This is a genomic window from Acidovorax temperans (assembly GCF_028596105.1).
Lineage (GTDB): Bacteria > Pseudomonadota > Gammaproteobacteria > Burkholderiales > Burkholderiaceae_C > Acidovorax > Acidovorax temperans.
The window spans coordinates 1,532,160-1,551,835 of the sequence record NZ_CP117193.1; the positions used below are offsets into that span (position 1 = coordinate 1,532,160).

19 protein-coding genes and 2 pseudogenes are annotated in these 19,676 nt (G+C 65.0%); 12 read left to right on the top strand and 9 right to left on the bottom strand.

The genetic code is table 11. The features are described from left to right. Window positions 1-117 precede the first annotated feature (117 nt). Together PQV96_RS07240 and PQV96_RS07245 are read left to right on the top strand one after the other, a co-directional pair. Window positions 118-1,416, top strand: coding sequence for a recombination directionality factor (locus PQV96_RS07240; RefSeq protein ID WP_060986641.1), 1,299 nt, complete (start codon window positions 118-120; stop codon window positions 1,414-1,416). A gap of 11 nt (window positions 1,417-1,427) precedes the next feature. Then, entirely contained in the window at window positions 1,428-2,669 is a 1,242-nt protein-coding gene (locus PQV96_RS07245; RefSeq protein WP_273624903.1) for a metallophosphoesterase family protein, read from the top strand. A gap of 41 nt (window positions 2,670-2,710) precedes the next feature. Here the strand turns inward: PQV96_RS07245 and PQV96_RS07250 are convergent, their stop codons facing one another. Further along, window positions 2,711-3,676: a nucleotidyl transferase AbiEii/AbiGii toxin family protein gene (locus tag PQV96_RS07250; protein ID WP_063460637.1), complete on the bottom strand. Its 966-nt coding sequence runs from the start codon at window positions 3,674-3,676 to the stop codon at window positions 2,711-2,713. Continuing rightward, entirely contained in the window at window positions 3,673-4,074 is a 402-nt protein-coding gene (locus PQV96_RS07255; protein WP_063460636.1) for a DUF6088 family protein, read from the bottom strand. Before PQV96_RS07255 ends, PQV96_RS07250 begins: the two co-directional genes overlap by 4 nt. A 204-nt stretch (window positions 4,075-4,278) precedes the next feature. On the opposite strand from PQV96_RS07255, the gene PQV96_RS07260 reads away from it, so the two are divergent. Beyond that, the gene (locus PQV96_RS07260; RefSeq protein WP_273624904.1) at window positions 4,279-6,747 is read left to right on the top strand and encodes a DNA repair protein; all 2,469 of its coding nucleotides are present in this window, start codon (window positions 4,279-4,281) and stop codon (window positions 6,745-6,747) included. A 50-nt stretch (window positions 6,748-6,797) separates the two neighbouring features. Here PQV96_RS07260 and PQV96_RS07265 read toward each other — a convergent pair whose 3' ends face one another. Further along, on the bottom strand, window positions 6,798-7,106 hold the full coding sequence (locus PQV96_RS07265) for a DUF5983 family protein (RefSeq protein ID WP_060986526.1): 309 nt from the start codon (window positions 7,104-7,106) through the stop codon (window positions 6,798-6,800). A 640-nt stretch (window positions 7,107-7,746) separates the two neighbouring features. Between PQV96_RS07265 and PQV96_RS07270 the strand changes: the two genes are divergently transcribed. Then, window positions 7,747-7,959, top strand: a complete 213-nt coding sequence (locus PQV96_RS07270) for a hypothetical protein (protein WP_273624905.1) — start codon at window positions 7,747-7,749, stop codon at window positions 7,957-7,959. Between the two features lie 91 nt (window positions 7,960-8,050). Here the strand turns inward: PQV96_RS07270 and PQV96_RS07275 are convergent, their stop codons facing one another. Beyond that, on the bottom strand, window positions 8,051-8,563 hold the full coding sequence (locus PQV96_RS07275; protein ID WP_063460635.1) for a hypothetical protein: 513 nt from the start codon (window positions 8,561-8,563) through the stop codon (window positions 8,051-8,053). A gap of 122 nt (window positions 8,564-8,685) precedes the next feature. Between PQV96_RS07275 and PQV96_RS07280 the strand changes: the two genes are divergently transcribed. Continuing rightward, window positions 8,686-8,916 (top strand): hypothetical protein, encoded by a 231-nt coding sequence (locus PQV96_RS07280; RefSeq protein WP_060984120.1) that lies wholly within the window; start codon window positions 8,686-8,688, stop codon window positions 8,914-8,916. Here the strand turns inward: PQV96_RS07280 and PQV96_RS07285 are convergent. Further along, window positions 8,887-9,111, bottom strand: a complete 225-nt coding sequence (locus PQV96_RS07285) for a hypothetical protein (RefSeq protein ID WP_063460634.1) — start codon at window positions 9,109-9,111, stop codon at window positions 8,887-8,889. The two genes, PQV96_RS07280 and PQV96_RS07285, sit on opposite strands and share 30 nt — an antisense overlap. A 747-nt stretch (window positions 9,112-9,858) precedes the next feature. Here PQV96_RS07285 and PQV96_RS07290 point away from each other — a divergent pair. After that, a pseudogene (locus PQV96_RS07290) lies at window positions 9,859-9,963 on the top strand (IS5/IS1182 family transposase); the annotation flags it as partial. A 69-nt stretch (window positions 9,964-10,032) separates the two neighbouring features. On the opposite strand, the gene istB reads toward PQV96_RS07290, so the two are convergent. After that, the gene (gene istB / locus PQV96_RS07295) at window positions 10,033-10,836 is read right to left on the bottom strand and encodes an IS21-like element helper ATPase IstB (protein WP_273624906.1); all 804 of its coding nucleotides are present in this window, start codon (window positions 10,834-10,836) and stop codon (window positions 10,033-10,035) included. Next, a complete protein-coding gene (istA, locus tag PQV96_RS07300; protein WP_273624907.1) occupies window positions 10,826-12,352 on the bottom strand; it encodes an IS21 family transposase in 1,527 nt (508 codons plus the stop codon). The genes istB and istA overlap by 11 nt, the downstream gene beginning before the upstream one ends. A 135-nt stretch (window positions 12,353-12,487) precedes the next feature. On the opposite strand from istA, the gene PQV96_RS07305 reads away from it, so the two are divergent. Next, on the top strand, window positions 12,488-13,531 hold the full coding sequence (locus tag PQV96_RS07305; RefSeq protein WP_012435376.1) for an IS630 family transposase: 1,044 nt from the start codon (window positions 12,488-12,490) through the stop codon (window positions 13,529-13,531). Window positions 13,532-13,586: 55 nt separating this feature from the next. Further along, a pseudogene (locus PQV96_RS07310) lies at window positions 13,587-14,012 on the top strand (lipid A-modifier LpxR family protein); the annotation flags it as partial. Window positions 14,013-14,137: 125 nt separating this feature from the next. Here PQV96_RS07310 and PQV96_RS07315 read toward each other — a convergent pair. Beyond that, window positions 14,138-14,842, bottom strand: coding sequence for a hypothetical protein (locus tag PQV96_RS07315; RefSeq protein ID WP_273624908.1), 705 nt, complete (start codon window positions 14,840-14,842; stop codon window positions 14,138-14,140). Between the two features lie 589 nt (window positions 14,843-15,431). Between PQV96_RS07315 and PQV96_RS07320 the strand changes: the two genes are divergently transcribed. The 4 genes from PQV96_RS07320 (at window position 15,432) to PQV96_RS07335 (ending at window position 19,202) form a co-directional block, all read left to right on the top strand. Next, window positions 15,432-16,976: a Fic family protein gene (locus PQV96_RS07320; RefSeq protein ID WP_273624909.1), complete on the top strand. Its 1,545-nt coding sequence runs from the start codon at window positions 15,432-15,434 to the stop codon at window positions 16,974-16,976. Window positions 16,977-17,034: 58 nt separating this feature from the next. Next, window positions 17,035-17,349 (top strand): hypothetical protein, encoded by a 315-nt coding sequence (locus PQV96_RS07325; RefSeq protein ID WP_063460627.1) that lies wholly within the window; start codon window positions 17,035-17,037, stop codon window positions 17,347-17,349. A gap of 419 nt (window positions 17,350-17,768) precedes the next feature. Then, window positions 17,769-18,536: an N-6 DNA methylase gene (locus PQV96_RS07330; protein ID WP_082836422.1), complete on the top strand. Its 768-nt coding sequence runs from the start codon at window positions 17,769-17,771 to the stop codon at window positions 18,534-18,536. A 51-nt stretch (window positions 18,537-18,587) separates the two neighbouring features. Beyond that, entirely contained in the window at window positions 18,588-19,202 is a 615-nt protein-coding gene (locus tag PQV96_RS07335) for a hypothetical protein (RefSeq protein ID WP_273624910.1), read from the top strand. 24 nt (window positions 19,203-19,226) lie between these two features. Here the strand turns inward: PQV96_RS07335 and PQV96_RS07340 are convergent, their stop codons facing one another. Then, window positions 19,227-19,616 (bottom strand): HU family DNA-binding protein, encoded by a 390-nt coding sequence (locus PQV96_RS07340; RefSeq protein WP_063460626.1) that lies wholly within the window; start codon window positions 19,614-19,616, stop codon window positions 19,227-19,229. Window positions 19,617-19,676: the final 60 nt, after the last annotated feature.

Here is a 19,676-nt window from a genome sequence, read left to right on the forward strand (position 1 = left end):
GCGGTGCATGACCGGACGGGGCAGTCGGCTGGAAGCCTTGCTGCCGGGGGTTGAACACTTGGCATCACGCGAGAGCATGAAGCGTCGCAACCCCGACGTTTCATGAAGGAGCGCCACATGGCAAACGCTGTCGTTTCGGTGCAGGGCGGGCCGGTCGCCTTGCACACCCTGCTGGGCCAGGCCCCGGCACGCATCCCCACCGGGGGGAAAATCCGTCCCGGCATCATGGTCCTGACCCGCAAGGCCGCCGAGCATCCCGAGGCCAAGGCCATCTACAGGCAGGGCGTGGACGAGGGCCGGTCCTTCGAGGAGATCGAACGGCGGCTGGCGCAGGCGATGCCGCAGCTCAAGTCTCCGCTGGTGCCGCGCAACGTGCCCTGGTTCACGGTGCGAGCGTCGGACTTCGCGAACCCGGAGACCGCCCGGGAGATCCTCGATGCCTACGGCGAGGATCGAGGCCAGGGCCACCGTCTTTACCGTTTTCCCGTCGTCTTCCCCGCCGACCACTGGCAGACCGTGATGCCGCACGAGCTGGCGGCCTGGGGCACCCATGAGAAGCGGTTCTGGTCGCAGTACTCGCCCGATGGCCTGGTGCGCCACTGCATGCGCCATGCACCGGTCCCGGTGGACGACACGGGGCGGCGCGCGATCCGTATCTTTGGCGGGCGCAAGGCTGTGCTGCGTGAAGAGAACGGTGGCCTCTGCGATCCTGAATCCTGCCCCGAGTACCAGGCGCGCCAGTGCAATCTCACGGGCCGGTTCCTGTTCTTCATTCCCGGCATCCGTTCCATCAGCGCGCTGGAGCTTCCCACCACGAGCTTCTACGCGATGAGCGCGGCCATCCAGCGCTTCCAGGCCATGGCCATGATGCGCGGCGGGCGCATCTCCGGCTTCCTGGGGCGCGACCGCGCAACGTTCTTCCTCACGAAGGTGCTCAGGGATGTGCCGCACATCGACGAACAGGGGCGGGCGGTGCGCGTGCCCCAGTGGATCATCGAACTGGAGGCCCCCGTGGATGTCACGGCCCTGCTGCGCGAGCACGAGGATGAAGAGACGGCGATCCAGCAGGCCCATCTTGCAACCCAGGTGCTCGAAGGGCAGCCCGAGGCGCATCAGGACGCAGGAACGGGCGAGGAGGCCGGGAGAGGCGAAACTGCCGATGCGCCCGCCGGTGCCGGTGCCGGCCATCCGCGTCTGGAGCAGGCGCGACCTACGCTCGCGCAACTGCTGGCGCGCGTCCGGGCCATGGGTGGTGATACGGAGCGCTACTCCGCATACGCGGCCTTGCGCTGGGGCCATGGCTGGCGGATCAATCCCCACGGCCGCGGTCGTGCGTGGGACGAGCTCGACAGGTACGCCCAAGACCCGGAAGGCTACCTCGACAAGATCGACGCCGAGCTGGGCCTGGGTGCTTGAAGGAGAAGACCATGCGCATCGCACACTTTTCCGACCTGCACTATGGAACAAGGACCCTCGACGAGGCCGAGCGCTGCTTCGGCGCTGCCATCGAGCGGGCCGTGGCGCAGGGGGCGCAGGCCGCCGTGATGTCCGGGGACGCGACCGATCACGCGCTGGACCTGCATTCGCCCGCCGCAGCGCGGCTGGTGGAGCGGGTGCGGCGCTTGGCCGATCATTGCCCGGTGCTGCTGTTGCAGGGTACCTACTCGCACGAGCCCCCGGGTACCTTGGACGTCTTCCGCTCGGTCGGTGGGCGCCACCCGATTCACGTGGCCGACCGGATCCAGCAGGTGGCCCTGACCCGTGAGGGCGACTGGATCGCTTCCCCGCAATGGCGTTTCGGCGCTTTACCGGTCCGTGCTGTAGCGCTGTTCTCCTGTCTGCCCACCGTCAACAAGGCGACCGTGGCGGCTACCGCCGGGGCGACGCACGCGGCGCAGGCTGTGGGAGAGCAACTCGCCCGGCTGCTCCGCGGCTTTGCGCCGTCACACCGGATCGCGCGCAGCCGAGGACTGCCCACCATCGGCGTGTCCCACGGCACGGTGTTCGGTTGCGTGAGCGAGCACGGTGTGCCAATGGCCGGTTTCGATCATGAGTTCACGACCGGGGCGTTGTTTGCCGCCGAGGCCCAGGCTTTCATGCTCGGCCATATTCACCAGCACCAGACCTGGGCGCAGCAGGGGCTTGCGGGTGCGCAATTGATCGGCTATGCGGGTTCCATCGGCCGCTTTCACTATGGAGAAGAAGGGGAGAAGGGATTTCTGCTGTGGGAAGTGGGCACGGATTCGGCCTGCTGCACCCTGGAGCCCACTCCGGCGCGCCGGACCATGGATATCGTGTTCGAGGGCCGCCCGGATCTCGACGCCTTGCGCGAAGCGGTTGCACGGCAGGACATCGCCGGTGCCAGCGTGCGCGTGCGCTGGACCGTCGCAGAGGAGGATCGGGGATCCGTGGATCGCGGGGCCATCCAACGAATCCTTGCCGGCGCCGCGGAGACCAAGCTTGAGGGCCGCATCGTGCCCGTGGTGCGCACGCGCATGGCCGGCATCTCGCGCATGGCGAGGATGGAGGACAAGCTGCGCGCCTGGGCCCAGGTGTCCGAGGTCAACCCCGAACCGCTGCTGAGATGCCTTGCCGCGCTGGAGGAAGCGACGCCCGAGGACATTGCAGCGGATCTCTTGCGCGAGCGGGATGCCGAAACCAGCCCGTGAAACCCATGCGACTGGCGGCTTGACGCGTCCGGTGGACAGGGCTACGGCAGCACTTCCAGCAGCGTTTCGGCGACTGCGTCGAAGTCGCCGAAAGCCTGCGCGAATGCCGGTGTGCCGCCCCCATAGACCAGCGGCAGCAGGTTGCCGGTGAACTCCGCCTGGATCTTCGCGTCCGCACGGGCCTGCCGCAGCGCGCCGCTCAGCACCTGGCGAGGGGCCGTGGCAAAGTCCGGGAATTGGGTGCCGAACTCCTTCTGGTCGCCCGCGACCAGCGCAGGAAAGGCCCGCCGCGCCGCGCTCAGCATCTCAGGCTGGCGTTGGCGGATGCAATGCACGTCGTAGAGATGCCGGACCAGGGCCGTGTCCCAGGCCTGGCGCATGAGCCCGGCGCGATGCTGTGCGTAGCGGCGCAGGAATGACAGGACTTTCTCCGCGACCGTTTCGGCTACGGCGACCACCGGGACCTCGAAGGCTTGATCGGAGCGGCCGGCGAGCTGGTCGGCCAGCGTGGTGATACGGCGCACCTGCGGAGGCAGAACCGGAGTGCGTGCCGTCAATTCGATCTGCAGGTGAGGGCGCAGCCCCGCGGCGGATGCATAGTGCCGCGCATAGCTCCACTCACTCCAGAAGTACCGGTTCTCGTTGAAGGCCAGCTCTTTGCCCTTGTCCTCGACCAGGCCGATCCCGGCCAGCGTTTCGGCCACCTGGGCTTTCAGCGCGGAAAGGCGGCGGCGGATCTCGGCGCGGGGGGCCTGGCCCGCATCCGGCAGTACCACCTTCAGATCCGCGTCCTCGGACATGCGTTCGATCAGCCCGTAGGCCTTGGACAGGCTGGTGCCACCACAGAACAATAGTTGCACACCCTCAAGCCTCAAGGCGAACAGGGCCCGCAACGCATCTGTCAGGTGCTCGTCCATTTCCAGCAGGCCCGCAGTGATTCCGCCGGAAGTGGCTTCAGCGACGAGCGCCTCGATCAGTTCCCGCCGCTGCGGTGCCAGCACCCTCATGCGTGTTCGTACTGGATCGCCTTGCCGTTGAAGCCCAGCTTGCGGGCGATGCGGCGTCGGCCGACGTTGAAGACGATGCCCGCAGGCACCTGGGTGCTGTGTCCGGCGTTGTACGTCTCGGTCAAGCGGCTGGCCATGACGGTCACGCCCAGCTTGTTCAGCGCCTCGGGGGCCAGGACTTCCAGCGGCCGCACCGGAATCGGCTTGCCCGTCAGCACGCTTGGCTTGGCCTTGGCATAGACGCCCAGGCCCAGGCGCACCAGCGTGCCGTCCAGCACCAGTTCGCGCAGTGCGCGGCCCACCTGCGCGGCACTGCCGAACTGGTCGAACTCGCTGCGCAGCAGCACATCGTCGCTGCGGTTGGCGACGGAGCGTTTGATGCGATTGAGCGTGTTCATGGCGGTGGGAGGGAGGATCCTTGACGGACGATTTTACCTCTCTTGTCGATTTCGATAAGCCATTGAACGCAAAAGGAATTTTTCAGCATAACTCGATCATCCTCTTGCCAGAGTGCCGGGGAGGGGCGGCCACGGCGCTCAAGCCCTTGCTTCCCCGGGCTCTCACGGGAAACTGGGTGCGTCAAACCCATGGAGAACTTCGCCATGCAACTACTTTCTCTGACGCTCAAGGGGTTTCGCGGGATCCGGGATGGCCTGGGCCTGGATGCCTTGACCCTGGACTTCGAGGCCCTGTGCGATGGGGCCGAGTTGGTCGCCATCGTGGGTGCCAACGGGCGCGGCAAGACCACGGTGCTCGACAACATGCACCCGTACCTCACGATGCCCTCGCGCGCGTCCGCAGCGGGCGCGGGCGGCTTCAGCTACTACGACCATGTTTACCTTCCGGAGAACGAGAAGGATCTGGTTTGGGCGCTCGAAGGCCAAAGCTATCGTTCCCAGATCGTGATCCGGCCCAACGGTCGGCGCCGGACGGAGGCCTTCCTGTTCGCACTCTCCGATGCGGGCGCATGGCACCCCGTCACACTGGAGGATGGCACGGTGTCGGACGGCAAGGTGGACACCTATACGCGCTGCGTGGAGCACCTGTGCGGCAGCGCCGATACTTTCTTCACGTCGGTCTTCGGAGCACAGTGCAAGCGCCAGCTCAGCGATTACCGCAACGCGGAGATCAAAACGCTGCTGGCCGACCTGCTGGGGCAGGAGCATATCCGCGAGCTGGGGCGCAAGGCCGGTGAGACCGCCAAGCTGTTGAAGACAGGGCTGGTAGCGCTGCGCCAGGAGGCCTCTGCCTTGGACGCCGAGGGAGAACGGCTCGCCCGCGCGCGGGTCGATGCCGCCGATGCGCCGGCGCGTGCCGCCCGGACGCAGGCGGCGGCGGCAGCGGCGGCGTCGGCGCTGGAGGAGGCGCGCCAGGCCCACGCCCGGGCCGCGGCACAGGGCGAGCAGGCGCGCGAGGCCGACGCGCGGCGAGGCCAGTTGTTGCAGGAGCGGGAAGCTGCGCAGGGAGCGGGCCGAGTGGTTCTGCAGGACCTGGCGGGTCGCGAACAGGATGCACGCCAGCGGCTGGACCGGCTCACGCGCCGCGTTGTGCAGCGGCGGGCGCAGGCCCTGCAGCGCCGAGAACGGCTGGAGAACGTACGGAGCCGGTGCCATGCCTTGCTGGAGCAGGAGCACCTGGTGCACAACGCATTGCGGCGTTTGCCGCTGGCAGAGCAGTTGCTGGAACTGCGCACCGAGCGTGCGCGTCATCGCCGAGACCAGGTGGCGGAGTGGGAGCAGGCCAAGGGCCAGTTGCGCATCCTTGTGCAGCGGGTTCAGGGTATCGAACGAGAGGCAGGGCAGGCTGTCTTGCAGGCGCAGGCACTCAGGCGCCGTTTGGGCCTGACCGCCGAGGTGCCGTGCGCCGGGATGCCGCTGCAGGGAGTTTGCCAGCTGCTGGCCGATGCGCGGGAGGCGCAGGCGCTGATTCCCAGCGCCGATGCGGTGCTGCGGCGTTTGGGCGACGAGAAGGCGGAGGTCGAGCGGGAGGGCCGGTCCGTCAAGGCGCGTGTCCAGTCGCTGTCAGCCGCGAGCGGCCAATTGGAAGCCGCCGAGCATCGCCAGGAGCGCGCTAGCAGCCGCGCATCGCGACTTGCCCTGCTGGCGGCGAAGGCGGAAGAGATTCAGGTCGCGCGCCAGCGCCTGACCGAGGTCCAGGCCGAACTGGACGGCCTTGGAGATCCCGAGAGGGACGATTCCTCGGCCGAAGCGGTTGGCGAGCGGGAGGAGCGGGATGCCATTACCGCCGCCATGCAGGCCATTGACGCACGGCGGACGCAGCAGTCCGACCTGCTGAAGCAGGCGCTGGCCCGGCTGGATGCCGTCCTGAGCACTTTGCCGGAACCCTTTGATCCCCAGCAACTGGTCATTGCCGAGTCGGCACGCGATCGCGCCATCGCCGCGCATGGCAATGCACAGCGCTCGCACGTAGACGCTTTGAAGGAGTTGGAGAGCCTGGCGGCGCTGCGTCAACAGCTGGATGCCCTGGCACAACGTCAGGCTGCGGCGCGCCGGCGTGCCCTGCGGATCGAGAGCGCGATGGGCGACTGGACCCTGCTGGCGCGGTGCATGAGCAATGATGGTCTGATTGCGCTGGCGATCGACGATGCGGGGCCGGCCTTGTCGGGACTGGCGAACGACCTGCTGCTGGCGTGCTACGGCCCGCGCTTCACGGTCTCCATCCTCACGCAGGGGGAGACGGCCAAGGGCGAGAAACGGGAGGACTTCGACATCCTGGTGCATGACGCCGATTCAGGGGAGAGCAAGAGTGTGCGGCTGATGAGCGGAGGGGAGCGGGTCTGGATCAACGAATGCCTGGTGCGGGCGGTGGCGCTGTATTTGGCGCAGGCTGGAGAACGGCGCTACGAGACCCTGTTCTCGGATGAAGCAGACGGGGCCCTCGACCCGGACCGAAAGCGCATGTTCGGGGCGATGAAGCGCGAGGTGCTGCGACTGGGCGGCTACCACCGGGAGTTCTTCGTCTCTCAGACGACCGAGTTGGCCGGCATGGCCGATGCAGTGATCGACCTGGAGGCTTTGCGGGTAGATGCCGACGCCGTGCCCATGGAGTGACAGAGGTCAAGGTGTTCACTCCGGCCGCAGTGCGCTGGCAACGGGGGGCCTCAGAGGATAGTGTCTTGGGGCGTGAAGGTCGGCAGGCCGCTAACAGTCGGCGCTTCACTATCGAACTTGAGCCAGACGATGCCAGCTTGCTCTGCAGCCTCGAAAATCTTTGCAAGATCGGACTCCGCAGGCATGCGGTAGCGCGGCGAGCCTACGTATACGAAGCCTCCAAAGTCGGTGGGGTAGGCATTGACGGACAGATCGTCTGCGTGCAGCTTTTGTCGGGTGGTGGGTGTCAGGTGGGTCAGCGAGAGAGCCGCCAGAGGCTCGGCGAGTCCGCGCAATTGCTCAATGCAATGGGTGTGCATGTTTCCTTCCTTGTGTGGCAATGCCGCACGGGTTCTGGGATGCCTTGTGGGCTTCGCAAATACCATGCCGCTATACAAGAGAATCCGATGGGATTCCCATGCGAGGCGCCGAGAGTTGCTCGCGGCGATGAAGCGGTAGATGCACGGCGCACCCAGCAGTGCTATTCGCGGATAGGAGGTTGTGAGCGCGTTTTCCACATCGCTCTCCTTGATCGAAATGCAGTGCAGCGCCGGTCGCCGAGGGGATGGCGTCCGCAGTCTGATGGAGGTGCGCAACGGCTGTCGGCATGATGGTCTTGGCTGGATGGGCTGTGACGTGAGCAAGCGACCGGAGGCCCTGATCAGGCCCTCGACCGGTATTGGGACTGTGCCCCTGGGTTTGCCGCATCACAAGGGGGAAAACCTGTGTCGGCTGGAATTCGTGACGGTGGCGGGTGTTTGTTCACGGGGCCGGATGGGAAATGCGCCGAAACGTGGCCACTCGCCAACATCTGGAAAGCCGGAGGCATGGCATATGGCAGTCCCGTGACACTCGAAAATCACTCTGCTGCCATTCAGGAAATTTTTTGATCAAGGACCATTAATTTGTCCTCAAGCACGTTGTTTTGCGTCAGCATGGTGACCATCAAGAGATTTCTCCATGATCCGCCTGGCTTCCCAGATCCGTTTGACGCAGAAGGAAATCGAGTATTTCCGTTGGCTGACAGACATCGAGCCTGCCGGTATCCGCACGCGTGCGGATCTGGATGCGTATGTGGCGAAGTGCAAGGCGCACTATTGGGGCGTGTCGCAGGATACTCAGTTCCTCCATTGGATGATCGACCGGGAGGTCGCGCGTTGCCTGGCGGCGTGAGCCTGCCGCAAGAAATTGGGCCGTTAGCCTGCCCATGGGGCGAAGCACCGCATTCCCCTAGCCACGCGGCCAGGGGAATGGGATACATGGCTCAGCCAGTGGCTTGAGCTGCTCGGGGCGCCGAATCCACCATTGCCGAATCCGCCGATGGGGAGGCGGGTTTCTCGCTGATGGAGGGTGCCTTGAATGCCGCGCGGGCGGCACGTACCTTCGGGCTTTTCGCCAGACGCTGGATCTGGGCCGTGGCAGGCTCGGAATGCTCCTCGGGCAGGCAGGCTGCGGCGAGGTCGCTTCCACGTCCCAATGCGCGCCGCACATTTGCCGGAAACCGGATGAACAGGCCGCCGAGCAGCCAGCGCACGAACCGGCCGAACCGCTGGTTGCGCGCCTCGCGCGCCTGGTGCAGGCGCAGCGACTCGCGGCAGCACAGGTACAGTGCCAAGTGCTCGCGCTTCATCTCGGGATCGCTGTCCAACTGGGCCAGCACTTCCGCCGCGATCGCGGGATCCTTGCCGGCACGCCGGTAGAAGGATACCCAGGCGCGCTCTTCCTCGATGCCGATGGCACTGCGCCTTGGCTTGGCGCGGGATGCGTTCACGGTCATGGTTTTTCTCCTTGCTTGCGGGATGCACGCGCCATGCCCCAATGGGAGGCGTCAGTCTCCCAGGGTTGTGGCGATGTGTTGGCCTGCTAAGCTGGCATTCCACCGCTTTCGAAAGCCCACACATGCTTCGTGCAGGCCATTCACTCCGGTTCACGCCCACCGAAATCGAGGAACTCCGAAGAGTCGGCATCGACGTCGATGGGGCGCGAACGCAGGACGATCTCGACCAGGCGCTGGCCCGATGGGCCGGCACGCTGGCCGAGGACCGCCCGGAACTGCTGGACAAGATCGCCTCGGCCATGGCCCAGGCGAAGGGTGCCTCGCTACCCGCGCGCTTGACGCGCGTGCGTTGAGGCTTCCTGCCGGGCGTTGGCTTCGGCGATGCCGATCCAGCGGTCGGCGATCCGGTCCAGGTAGACCAGATCGTCGGCTTCGATTTCGCCCGCTGCGCGCAGACGGGCGATGACCTCCTTGACCAGGAAGGGATCCTCCCGGGCCAGTTCGACCACGGTGGCGGCGATGCGCCGGCGGTACAGATCGACCGGCATGGTCAAGCTGCCTCGCGGCAGTCCGCACACGGGCGGCCCCCGCACTTGCCGAGGCAGGGCAGGGGACGCAGCAGTACCGCAAGCCTGGGCTGCGGCAAGGGGGCCGGGCGGGTGAGACCCGATCCACCCAACAGCACCTGAATGCGGTGCGACTCTCTGGCTGCAAAGGCAGCGAACATGGCGTTCTCCTTCGATGAAAAGGGGAACGCCCAACCCTGGCGGGGACTGGGGTCCCCGTTCGGGTGTGCCTCGCGGATGCGAAGCGGCTTGGTGCCAGCCTTGGGGCTGGCGTGGGATGTGAAGGCCCGGTGCCTTGCGGCAAGGACCTTCGCTCGGTGGCCGGCGACCCCGGGGCCGTCGACCATGTGCATGCGTCGGCCCGAAGGCCGACAGGAACTCATGGCTGCCAAGGCAGCCACCCCGGACGAAGCCGGGGAACTCGAGGGCAGGTATCGACTGCGACGCCAGCGAAGCTGGACTTCAGGGCAGCCGCAGCCGCCGATGAAGGCTTTATGGACGCGATGTCCATGGGAAGCGATCGAAGTATGGCGTGCCGTACGCGCTCTGCGAGGAGAACGAGGCCGCACTCGCGGAAACCGGCGTCAGACGCAGCCAGTTGCAGGTGGCAAGTGCTGGAGCGCAAGGCAGACGCGGTCTGTCCGCCTACGGTGACTCTGCAGGGCCCGGCGCGACGAGTCGGCTGCCGTTCGCCTGGGTCTGGGCCGGATCGACCATAGGGCTATCCGGTTGACGCACGCGGTTGCGGTGAGCGCGGCCGATCTGACCGATCGCAAGGGAGCGTTGCAGGCGCTTGAGCGCTGCAAGCCGAACCTGGCGCAAGTACAAAGTGTTGATTTCCATGCAACCGTAACCCACCATTTCCATCTCGATCTGACCCACCCCGGTTCGTGAACTTCATGCTCAAGTTGTGGATAAGTTCTTGGTCGCCTTCTCCTTCTTGGTGGTCTGTGGTGGTTGCTGTGCGGAGCTGTTCTTGAACCTATAGCTGTCGTTGCCGGTTTCCAGAATATGGCAGTGATGCGTGAGTCGGTCCAGCAGCGCCGTGGTCATCTTGGCATCCCCGAACACACTGGCCCATTCGCTGAAGCTCAGGTTGGTGGTGATCACAACGCTGGTGCGCTCGTACAGCTTGGACAGCAGGTGGAACAGCAAGGCTCCTCCTGACGTGCTGAATGGCAGGTAGCCCAGTTCATCCAGGATCACCAGATCGGCATAGGCTAGGCGGTGCGCGATCTGCCCCGGCTTGCCCTGGGCCTTCTCCTCTCCCAGTGCATTGACCAGCTCCACCGTGGAGAAGAACCGCACCCTGCGGTGATGGTGCTCAATGGCTTGCACCCCGAGGGCTGTGGCGATGTGGGTCTTGCCCGTACCCGGGCCACCCACCAACACCACGTTGTTGGCGTTCTCCAAGAATTCGCAGCGGTGCAGCTGGCGTACCAGTGCCTCGTTCACCTCACTGTGGCCGAAGTCAAACCCAGCCAGGTCCCGGTACGCCGGGAACCTGGCCACCTTCAATTGGTAGGCCACCGAGCGCACCTCCCGCTCGGCGGTCTCAGCCTTGAGCAGTTGGGACAGGATGGGCTGTGCTGCATCGAAGGCCGGTGCACCTTGCTCGGCCAGCTCCGCAACCGCCTGGGCCATGCTGTGCATCTTGAGCTCGCGCAGCATGATCACGATGGAAGCGATGGCGGGGTCATGACGCATAGCGCACCTCCCTCAATTGGTCATAGCGCAGCACGTTGGCCTGGGGTTCCACCGCTAGCTTGAGGGCCTGGGGCGATGTGACCGGTGCTGGAGCAGGCTTGTCGTCTAGCAGCCGGTGCAGCACGTTCAGGATATGGGTCTTGCTGGCAGCCCCAGACTCCAGTGCCAACTCCACTGCAGCGAGCACAGCTTGTTCATCGTGGTGCAGCACCAGTGCCAGCACCTCCACCATCTCTCTGTCGCCGCCTGGCTGCTTCAAGAGGGCGGTCTGCAGCCGTTTGAAGGCCACTGGCAGTTCCAGGAAGGGAGCGCCATTGCGCAATGCCCCGGGCTTGCGCTGCAGCACCGCCAGGTAGTGGCGCCAGTCATAGACGGTCTGCCCAGCGCCATGGTGGTTGCGCTCGATCAGGCGCTGGTGTTCACAGATGATCTGGCCTTCGGCAGCGACCACCAGGCGATCCGCGTAGACCCGCAGGCTCACGGGTCGGTTGGCGAATGGCGCCGGCACGCTGTAGCGGTTGCGCTCGAAGTGGATCAGGCAGGTGGGAGAGACTCGCTTCGTGTGCTCAACAAAGCCATCGAAGGGACGCGGTACCGGCATCAAGGCAGCCCGCTCCGCGGCCCAGACATCCGCGACGGTGCCCGGCAGCTTGCCGTGCTCGATCTCGTGCCACAGCGCCACGCAGCGCTCTTCAAGCCAGGCATTGAGATCGGGCAGGCTTGGGAATGGCGGCACCACCTGCCACAGGCGATGGCGGGCATCGCGCACGTTCTTCTCCACTTGGCCCTTCTCCCAGCCCGACGCGGGATTGCAGAACTCGGCCTCGAACAGGAAGTGGCTGACCATGGCCGCAAAGCGCGCATTGACATCGCGCTCCTTGCCACGGCGCACCCGGTCTACAGCGGTGCGCATGTTGTCGTAGATGCCACGGCGGGGCACGCCACCCAGGACTGCGAATGCATGGTTGTGGGCATCGAACAGCATCTCGTGCGTCTGCAGCGGATAGGCGCGCAGGTAGAACGCCCGGCTGTGACTGAGTTTGAAGTGAGCCACCTGCAGCTTGGTGCGCACACCTGCCAGCACTGCCCAGTCCTCGCTCCAGTCGAACTGGAACGCCTCGCCGGGGCCGAAGGCCAACGGCACAAAGGTGCCGCGCCCCGTGGTCTGCTGGGCCACCAGGCGTTGTTCTTGCCAGAGGCGGGCAAAGGCCGCGACCCGGTTGTAGGAGCCGGTATAGCCCAGCGCCTGCAGATCGGCATGCATCTGCTTGACGGTGCGCCGCTGCTTGTTGGATCGGCCGGCCTCCGTCTTGAGCCAGCCGGCGAGCTTCAAGACAAAGGGGTCGAGCTTGGAAGGACTGACCCGCTTGGCGTAGTGCGGCTCGGCCTCGCCTGCGCGCAGGTACTTGCGGATGGTGTTGCGCGAGAGGCCCGTGCGGCGGGCTATCTCCCGGATGGACAGCTGCTCTCGCAGGGCCCAGCGCCTGATGACACTCAGTGTTGCCACGTCTATCACTCCTGGTCTCCTGCTGCTCAGCAAAGCAGCAGGTTAGGGTTAGTACGTGGATCAGATTTAGATGGAAATCCTGGGGGTTATAGACCAGGCATGATTTATTCATGAACTTGTATTGATTTCATGACTCCAAAGTTCATGGAAAAAGAAGATGCACGCAAGCAGTCGCGGGAAGTACTGCATGAGCGTCGCAAGCAGGTCATCCGCTTGCATCGAAAAGGTGTTGGCGTGATGCAGATCGTTGAGCAAACTGGGCTCAGTTGGTCTGGGGTCAACACTGCACTGCGCCTGTTCGAGCAAGGCGGGGCGGCTGCACTCAAGCCTAACGCCAGGGGAAAGAAGCTGGGCAGTGGACGCAGCCTGAGCGCTGAGCAAGAGCGCGTCATTCGAATGACCATCATCGACAAGCGCCCAGAGCAGATCAAGATGGAGTTCGCCCTTTGGAGTCGGCCCGCAGTGCGCGAACTCATCGAACGCGACCTGGGGCTCAAGCTATCCGTGCGGGCGGTGGGCGACTATCTGGCGCGCTGGGGTTTTACGCCGCAAAAGCCGATCAAAAAAGCCTACGAGCAGAGGCCTGAGGCCGTCCAGGCCTGGCTCGAAGATGAATACCCCGCCATCGAGGCCAGGGCCAAGCGTGAAGGCGCAGAGATCCATTGGGGTGATGAAACGGCCTTGGTCAACACAGATGTGCGTGGCAGAAGTTATGCACCAGCAGGCCAGACGCCGGTGACGCGGGCAGTGGGTGGCACACGGCAAAAACTCTCCATGATTGCCACCGTCACAAACCAGGGCAAAACGCGCTGGATGATCATTGACGAGGCGTTCAATTCAGACAAACTGATCGAGTTCATGCAGGCCTTGATCAAGGAGTCACAGGGCAAGAAGATATTCCTGATTCTGGACAACCTGAGGGTGCACCACAGCAAGCCTGTCAAGGAGTGGTCGGCCCAGCGCAAAGAGGACATTGAGTTGTTCTACCTGCCCAGCTATAGCCCCGAACTCAACCCAGAGGAGCGGCTCAATGCCGATTTGAAGCATGCGATTGGCAGCAAGGTTCCGGTGCGAACCAAGGCCAAGCTGCGCGCGGCGGCGACAGAACACATGACGATGTTGGAGAACACGCCAGAGCGGGTCCGGAAGTACTTTGGCGACAAGCATGTCGCCTATGCGGCCTCATGAATAATTCCCGCCGGATCAATAGTGGGTCACTTCTGCGTGGAAATCAACAGTCAGCGGTTGGGGCTGGGATCTGACCCGCCACTGGGGTGGCAGCTTCGGTAACTTCGCCACCTACGCGAATGTCGGTGGAGAACTGCGCTATGGGCTGCGCCTGCCTGATGATTTAGGTACGGCACCGCTACGGCCTGCCGGAGAGAACACCTCGCCCGTGCGCACGACCGCTGGCAGCAACTGGAACGGCCACCTCTTCGTGGCGCTAGACGCTCGCTGGGTTCTGCACGACATCACGTTGGATGGCAATACCTTCAAGTCCGGCCATAGCGTTGATAAGCGGCCACTCGTGGCGGATGTCGGCTACGGCGTCGCGATTACCCAAGGCAACTGGCGCATCGCGATAGCCCGCTACCACCGCACACGCGAATTCCGGGGACAAAAAGAAATCCCGGTCTACGGAACGATCACTGTAGGAAGGAAATTCTGATGCCGGTCGATTCCTTCCTCGACTCCATACGGGCCGTCCTGTCGTTGTTCGTCGGCATGGGATTGATTGTTCGTGTAGAGCGCCTGGCACGTGGAACGCGGCCCACTGGTATTCGACGCGGTGGCTCATGGCGTGGCCTCCTCGAACAGGTTGGCCTGCCAGTCGAAGACAGGCAGGCGGTGCGGGGGCTGGGCCACGCGCCCGAGCGTCACGCGGATCCCGGCCTGCGTGTCCCCGGTCTGGGCCAGCAGCGATTCAACGTAGAACGCATGGCGCGCGGCCTCGGGCTCGCGCAGGTCGAGCGAGAGCCCGAAGCGTGTCTCGCCGGCTTCAGCCGTGATGTGGATCAGCCGCGTTCCATAGAAGGCCTCCAGATGCTCGAAGGTCTCGAATGGAGCATTCGGCCAGGGGCAGCGCATGCCGCGCACCCTGTCGAGGGTTGCGCACAGCGTGACGCGAAGGCACAGGCCATGCCGCTCGGCCAGCTGCGCTGGCGTCAGGGGGCTTTTGAGGGCCTCGCGCCACAGCCGGAGGTAGTCTTCGGGGCTGACCTCCCCGTACCAGAGCTTCAGATTGCCATCAACCGTGCGCGTGGCCCGGTCCTGGCAGAGGAAGCCGATCAGCCTCCGGCTGGTGAAGCTGGGCAGCGCACCGTGCGGATCCCGCAGGATCCGGGGCCGTCCCGCCCCGTCGTCGTTCGTATCTTCCCAGGTGATCGGCACGAAAAGCGCCTCGCCGGAGGAGGTCGCATCCGGTGGCAGGGCGACTGCCACGCGGGTGCGTTCAATCTCAGGCCGCCGGTGGGCTGCCTGGAGCATCTCTGCTTGCATGTGAATTCTCCTGTCAAAGGGAGGGCGGGGGTTGGGCCTGAAGACCCAGGCGACTCGCCCACTGCTTGGCCACCGCAGGGGTGGCGGGAAATGAAGAAGCCGCCGACGTGCAGCCATGGTGGGCTGGCCGACGGCGAAGGGGGACTGGGATCGCTCGGAATCCCTTTGTCAGCCGGGTTGTCGCTCAGATGGCGGCGAATCCCGTAGAGGCAGGTAACGACTGCTACGCCCAGCCGGAGCGGGGAAGTCTTCCGCAAGGGAAGCGAGGGAGTCCCCAGTGTGAGCGCAGCCGCGGCGCAGCAGTTGGCGTTTCCGAAGGAGTGCCGCGCAAGCGCCCCGGTCTGCGGGGGATTTCTGGTGGTATCGGCATCGGCGTTGGCATTGACCTGGCCGGTCGCTTCAAGCTATCACCGATCGGTAGTGCTCCCTGCCATCGGCTTGTGCGGAAGTATTTTTCCATCGTGTCGGCCATTGGGCATTGTTTTTCTTGGGTTGTAGGCGTATTTATGTAACCATACGCCGAAGTGTTTTTGCTCCAACGGAGTTGATCATCATCATTTTTCGTGGTGATTAAGGGGATTTTTGTAACATGCAGATTGGATTCAAGGCCCTGAAGGCTCAGTACGGCATCGCCTTGGTACAGCCCCTGCGGGTGGAATCGACCATCGGCACCACCCGCTCGGTGCGAGAGTCGCCCGAGCGCATCCTGAACCAGTACCAGGCCGTCTACCGGCCGACGGACAGCTTCGCCGGTCACTTCGAGTTCGGCCTGAAATACGAGGAGATCCACCTCGAGTTCTTCGCGCGGCTGTTCGCAGCCTGTGGGCCGGAGCCGCTGGAGCAGTGGTGCCGGGCTGAGCCCTTCGGGCAGTACGCACGCCGTGCCGGCTTCTTCTACGAGTGGCTCACCGGGCACCGGCTCGATGTGCCGGACCTGACCGCCGGAACCTATGTCGACGCCATCGCCGCAGACGCCTATCTGACGCGCACCGAGGCTGTCCGGGAACGGCGCTGGCGCATCAACAACAACCTGCCGGGCACCCCGGCGTTCTGTCCGCTCGTGCGCCGTACCCCGGCCCTCGGCCAGGCGCTGCAGTTCGATCCCTTCGGGGCGATCGCCGAGCTGGACCGCCAGTTCGGCGAGGACGTGCTTATGCGCGCCGCAGCGTGGCTCACGCTCAAGGAGTCGCGGGCGAGTTTCCTGATCGAGCACGAGGCGGACAAGACCGATCGCATCAAGCGGTTTGCCCACGTCATGGCCGAGCACTGCGGCAAGCTCGAGGAGCCACTGGGCATCGACAGCCTCACCGTGCTGCAGAAGGGTATCCTCGGCGAAACCGCGCTTCGCTTCGGCGTGCGCCAATCGCCGGTCTTCGTGGGTCAGGCCACCATTCGCGACGACATCGTCCACTACATCGGCCCGGACTTCACTTCGCTGGACGGAATGCTGGACGGACTCAAGGCGTTCGAGCAGGCGACGCGCGGACGGGAGGCGCTGGCGCGCGCTGCCGTCATCGCGTTCGGCTTCGTCTACATCCACCCGATGAGCGACGGCAACGGACGCATCCACCGCTTTCTCATCAACGACACGCTGCAGCGCGATCGGGCCATTCCCGCGGGCGTGATCCTTCCCGTGTCGGCCACCATCACCGGCGTGCGGGAGTTCGGCCATGGATACGACCGCGTCCTGGAGGTGTTCTCGCGCCCCTTCATGCGGCGCTACGACGATGCCCACCGCTTCGGGGAGATGCTCACCTACGAAGACAGCGTGCGCTCGAACCTCGTGTTCGACGCCTACGAGGACGCTGGTGCGGCCTGGCGCTACCCAGATCTCACGGAGCACGCGGTCTACACGGCCCAGCTTGTTGCCCACACGATCCGGCACGAGATGGCGGACGAGGCGCGCGTGCTGATCCGGTTCGAGGTCGCGCAGCGCCGCATCAAGGACGTGCTGGAGATGCCCGATTTGGACGCCGTGCGCATGATCCGGTCGATCAAGGAGAACGGATGGCGGGTCTCCGGCAAGCTGACAAGGGAGTACGCAGTGCTCGAAGACAAGGCGCTGGCCCTGCGCGTCGTCGAGGCGGTGCAGTCGGCGTTCGAGGACCGCGAGCCGGTGCCCATCGTCGAGTGAGCGGTTCCGCCGCAGTACAAAGCTCCTTCCGCCGTCCTCCGTTTTCCCAGGAAAGCACATGTTGAAGCGCGTTCGCCGACGTGTTCAGGAAGACGGCCCGACAGCTGAACTCGAAGCCTTCCTAGTTTCGCAAGGCTACATTCAACTCCGCGTCATCGGCACTGCTGTGTGTGGCTTGCATCGCTTCAGTTTCACGACCGGCCTCGTGGTCGGACTGAACTTTGAAGGATATGAGCGCCGGTATTGCTACGAGCATGCTGCCGATGCCCTTGCGGCGCTCGCGGCCTGGGATGGCCAGGAGCATCCCGGCGGCCCGTGGATCAAGTGCAAGGGGGCAGGGATCGATCTGTTGAATCCTTCATTTGTGGAGTAGGCCGGACGACGCCGCAGCAACGCTGGCAGATGTGCCCTTGCAGGGTGAGCACGGCTCCGTAAGGTGTTTCCGAACGGAGACTGGCTGAAAGACGATGAACTTGCCCGGCGGGCCATGCCGAGCGGCAGCCGCAACCACCGCAAGGCCGCGCGCGCCCGCGCACGGCGCTACTGGGCACGGGTGCGCTTCCATCGCGCTATGCCACCTGCCTGGCTGGCGGCCGAAGGCTGGGGGCTCGCATCGGCTGCTGCCTGGCGGCCGGGCGGTGCCGTTGATCCGGCCCTGCCGGGCGGGATGCTGTTCTGGACGACTCGCATGGGCGGGTGCGAAAGGATGGCGATGGACCTGGACGGTACCGACCACACCAAGGAACTGCTGCAACTGATCCGAAAGACCGCTCACCGCTGGAACCCGCACGAGTGTTCTCGGATTTCGTCGAGCTGTCCTGCCTGTCGTTCAGCAACGCGGTGGACCGGCGCCAGTTCGACGCACGCGAGGCGCGCTACCTGCAGATCGCGAAGAGGTATCCGCGCGACGTATTCGAGAGCTTCCCACGCATGCTGGGACACCTGACCTTCGCGATGGAACAGCGCTATGCCGCGGGCGGACTGGGCGACGTGCTCGGAGTAGTCTACATGCAGCTCGAACTGGGCAATGACCGGGCGGGGCAGTTCTTCACGCCCTACCATGTGTCCCAGATGATGGCGCGCATGCTGGTCGGCGACGGGGCTGAGGTCAGGGCGAAGGGCTTCCTCGACGTGTTGGAGCCAGCCTCCGGTGCGGGCGGCATGGTGATCGCGATGGCCGATGCTCTGCAGCAGGCGGGGCTGAACTACCAGGGCGCGATGCATGCAACCTGCATCGACATCGACCTGTGCTGTGTCCACATGACCTATCTCCAGGCTTCGCTGCTGCATATTCCGGCCATCGTGCTGCACGGCAATTCGTTGAGCAACGAGGTCTGGAGCCGCTGGTACACGCCAGCCCATGTGCTGGGCGGCTGGCGGCGGCGCATCGAGGCGCGGCAGGCGCGCGAGCCCGAGCCGCAGCGCACCGATACCGTTTCCCCCGCCGTGCCCCATCCCGCTCGGGCGCACAAGAGCGATGCGCGGCCCGAGCGCAGGCCGGTGGTGCGTCAGGCGCCGCAACCGAAAGTGGCTGCCCAGCTCAGGCTTTTCGATGATTGACGCGGTGGGCGGCGACCTTGCACCGGGGGGCTCCGCTGGGAAGCTCCGGGCATGGACACCAATACCGATGGCCGCCTGGGGCCGCTCTTCCATGGCACGCGCAGCGCGAGCGGGCGGCGCATCTTGCGGGAGGGTTTTCGGCGCTCGGCATCATGCAGCTACACCGGCACCGGGATCTGCCTGAGCGAATCGCTGTCCGTGGCCTACGAGTACGGCGAGTACGGCGAGTACGGAGCGGGAGGCTGTGTGCTGGAGGCCTGGGTTGCGCCCTCGGCGCGCTGGACCGAGGGGATCAAGGTGCCGGAGGGGCGCTTCGACGTGGGCGAGGCCTACGACAGGTTCTTCGAGTGCTCGGGCAACGACGCGGTCCGCGATTTCTGGGGCAACGTCTGGGTCGTGTGGAACCCCGCAGTGCTGGTCGCCGTGCGTCGGCTGACTTTCCGCGAAGCGCTGCGGCGCCTGTGCGCGGAGTTCGAGGAGGACGGCCCGGACTGCGGCTACAACGGCGCGGTCTCGGACTACGCCGGCATCTGGTGGGGCCGGGAAACCAGCGACCCCAACGTCACGCGATTTCCCGAGCACCTTTCTATGGTGCGGCAACGGCTGCAGCGCATGGTAGGGCGGTGCAGGTCGGAACGGGTCATGCCGACAGGGCAGCCCGGCTGACCGGGCCGCTACTGTCGCATCGCATCAGAGCGCGGCGTCCTTGAGCTTCTTGAGCGCGCGGGTCTTGATGCGCACGGTGGCTGGCTTGGCCGCGAAAACCTGTTCTTCCTTGGTGAACGGGTTGATGCCCTTGCGTTTGGGCTTGGCAGGCACCTTTTGTACGTCGATCTTGAGCAGGCCGGGAAGCGTGAACCCGCCCGCGCCCTTCTTGTTGACCGAGCCGAGCACGGTGGCTTCCAGGGCGGCCAGGACGGCCTTCACGGCCTTGGGCTCGACGCTCGATTGCTCGGCCAGGTGATTGATCAGCGCGCTCTTGGTGAAGGTGTCCTTGACCGGACGGATGCCGGCGGTGGCAGGGGCCTTGGCGGCCTTCTTCGCAGGCGCTGGCGCGGTGATTTTCTTCGCAGTTGCCATGATTTTCGATCTCTGTGTATTGGGATTGGGCACACCGCGCGGCAGCGGGCTGAGCGTTGC

What these genes read in the sequence shown, in the direction of transcription:
- PQV96_RS07240 (WP_060986641.1), top strand. Translation starts at nt 118, where the DNA reads ATGGCAAACGCTGTCGTTTCGGTGCAGGGCGGGCCGGTCGCCTTGCAC.
- PQV96_RS07245 (WP_273624903.1), top strand. Translation starts at nt 1,428, where the DNA reads ATGCGCATCGCACACTTTTCCGACCTGCACTATGGAACAAGGACCCTC.
- PQV96_RS07250 (WP_063460637.1), bottom strand. Translation starts at nt 3,676, where the DNA reads ATGAGGGTGCTGGCACCGCAGCGGCGGGAACTGATCGAGGCGCTCGTC.
- PQV96_RS07255 (WP_063460636.1), bottom strand. Translation starts at nt 4,074, where the DNA reads ATGAACACGCTCAATCGCATCAAACGCTCCGTCGCCAACCGCAGCGAC.
- PQV96_RS07260 (WP_273624904.1), top strand. Translation starts at nt 4,279, where the DNA reads ATGCAACTACTTTCTCTGACGCTCAAGGGGTTTCGCGGGATCCGGGAT.
- PQV96_RS07265 (WP_060986526.1), bottom strand. Translation starts at nt 7,106, where the DNA reads ATGCACACCCATTGCATTGAGCAATTGCGCGGACTCGCCGAGCCTCTG.
- PQV96_RS07270 (WP_273624905.1), top strand. Translation starts at nt 7,747, where the DNA reads ATGATCCGCCTGGCTTCCCAGATCCGTTTGACGCAGAAGGAAATCGAG.
- PQV96_RS07275 (WP_063460635.1), bottom strand. Translation starts at nt 8,563, where the DNA reads ATGACCGTGAACGCATCCCGCGCCAAGCCAAGGCGCAGTGCCATCGGC.
- PQV96_RS07280 (WP_060984120.1), top strand. Translation starts at nt 8,686, where the DNA reads ATGCTTCGTGCAGGCCATTCACTCCGGTTCACGCCCACCGAAATCGAG.
- PQV96_RS07285 (WP_063460634.1), bottom strand. Translation starts at nt 9,111, where the DNA reads ATGCCGGTCGATCTGTACCGCCGGCGCATCGCCGCCACCGTGGTCGAA.
- istB (WP_273624906.1), bottom strand. Translation starts at nt 10,836, where the DNA reads ATGCGTCATGACCCCGCCATCGCTTCCATCGTGATCATGCTGCGCGAG.
- PQV96_RS07305 (WP_012435376.1), top strand. Translation starts at nt 12,488, where the DNA reads ATGGAAAAAGAAGATGCACGCAAGCAGTCGCGGGAAGTACTGCATGAG.
- PQV96_RS07315 (WP_273624908.1), bottom strand. Translation starts at nt 14,842, where the DNA reads ATGCAAGCAGAGATGCTCCAGGCAGCCCACCGGCGGCCTGAGATTGAA.
- PQV96_RS07320 (WP_273624909.1), top strand. Translation starts at nt 15,432, where the DNA reads ATGCAGATTGGATTCAAGGCCCTGAAGGCTCAGTACGGCATCGCCTTG.
- PQV96_RS07325 (WP_063460627.1), top strand. Translation starts at nt 17,035, where the DNA reads ATGTTGAAGCGCGTTCGCCGACGTGTTCAGGAAGACGGCCCGACAGCT.
- PQV96_RS07335 (WP_273624910.1), top strand. Translation starts at nt 18,588, where the DNA reads ATGGACACCAATACCGATGGCCGCCTGGGGCCGCTCTTCCATGGCACG.
- PQV96_RS07340 (WP_063460626.1), bottom strand. Translation starts at nt 19,616, where the DNA reads ATGGCAACTGCGAAGAAAATCACCGCGCCAGCGCCTGCGAAGAAGGCC.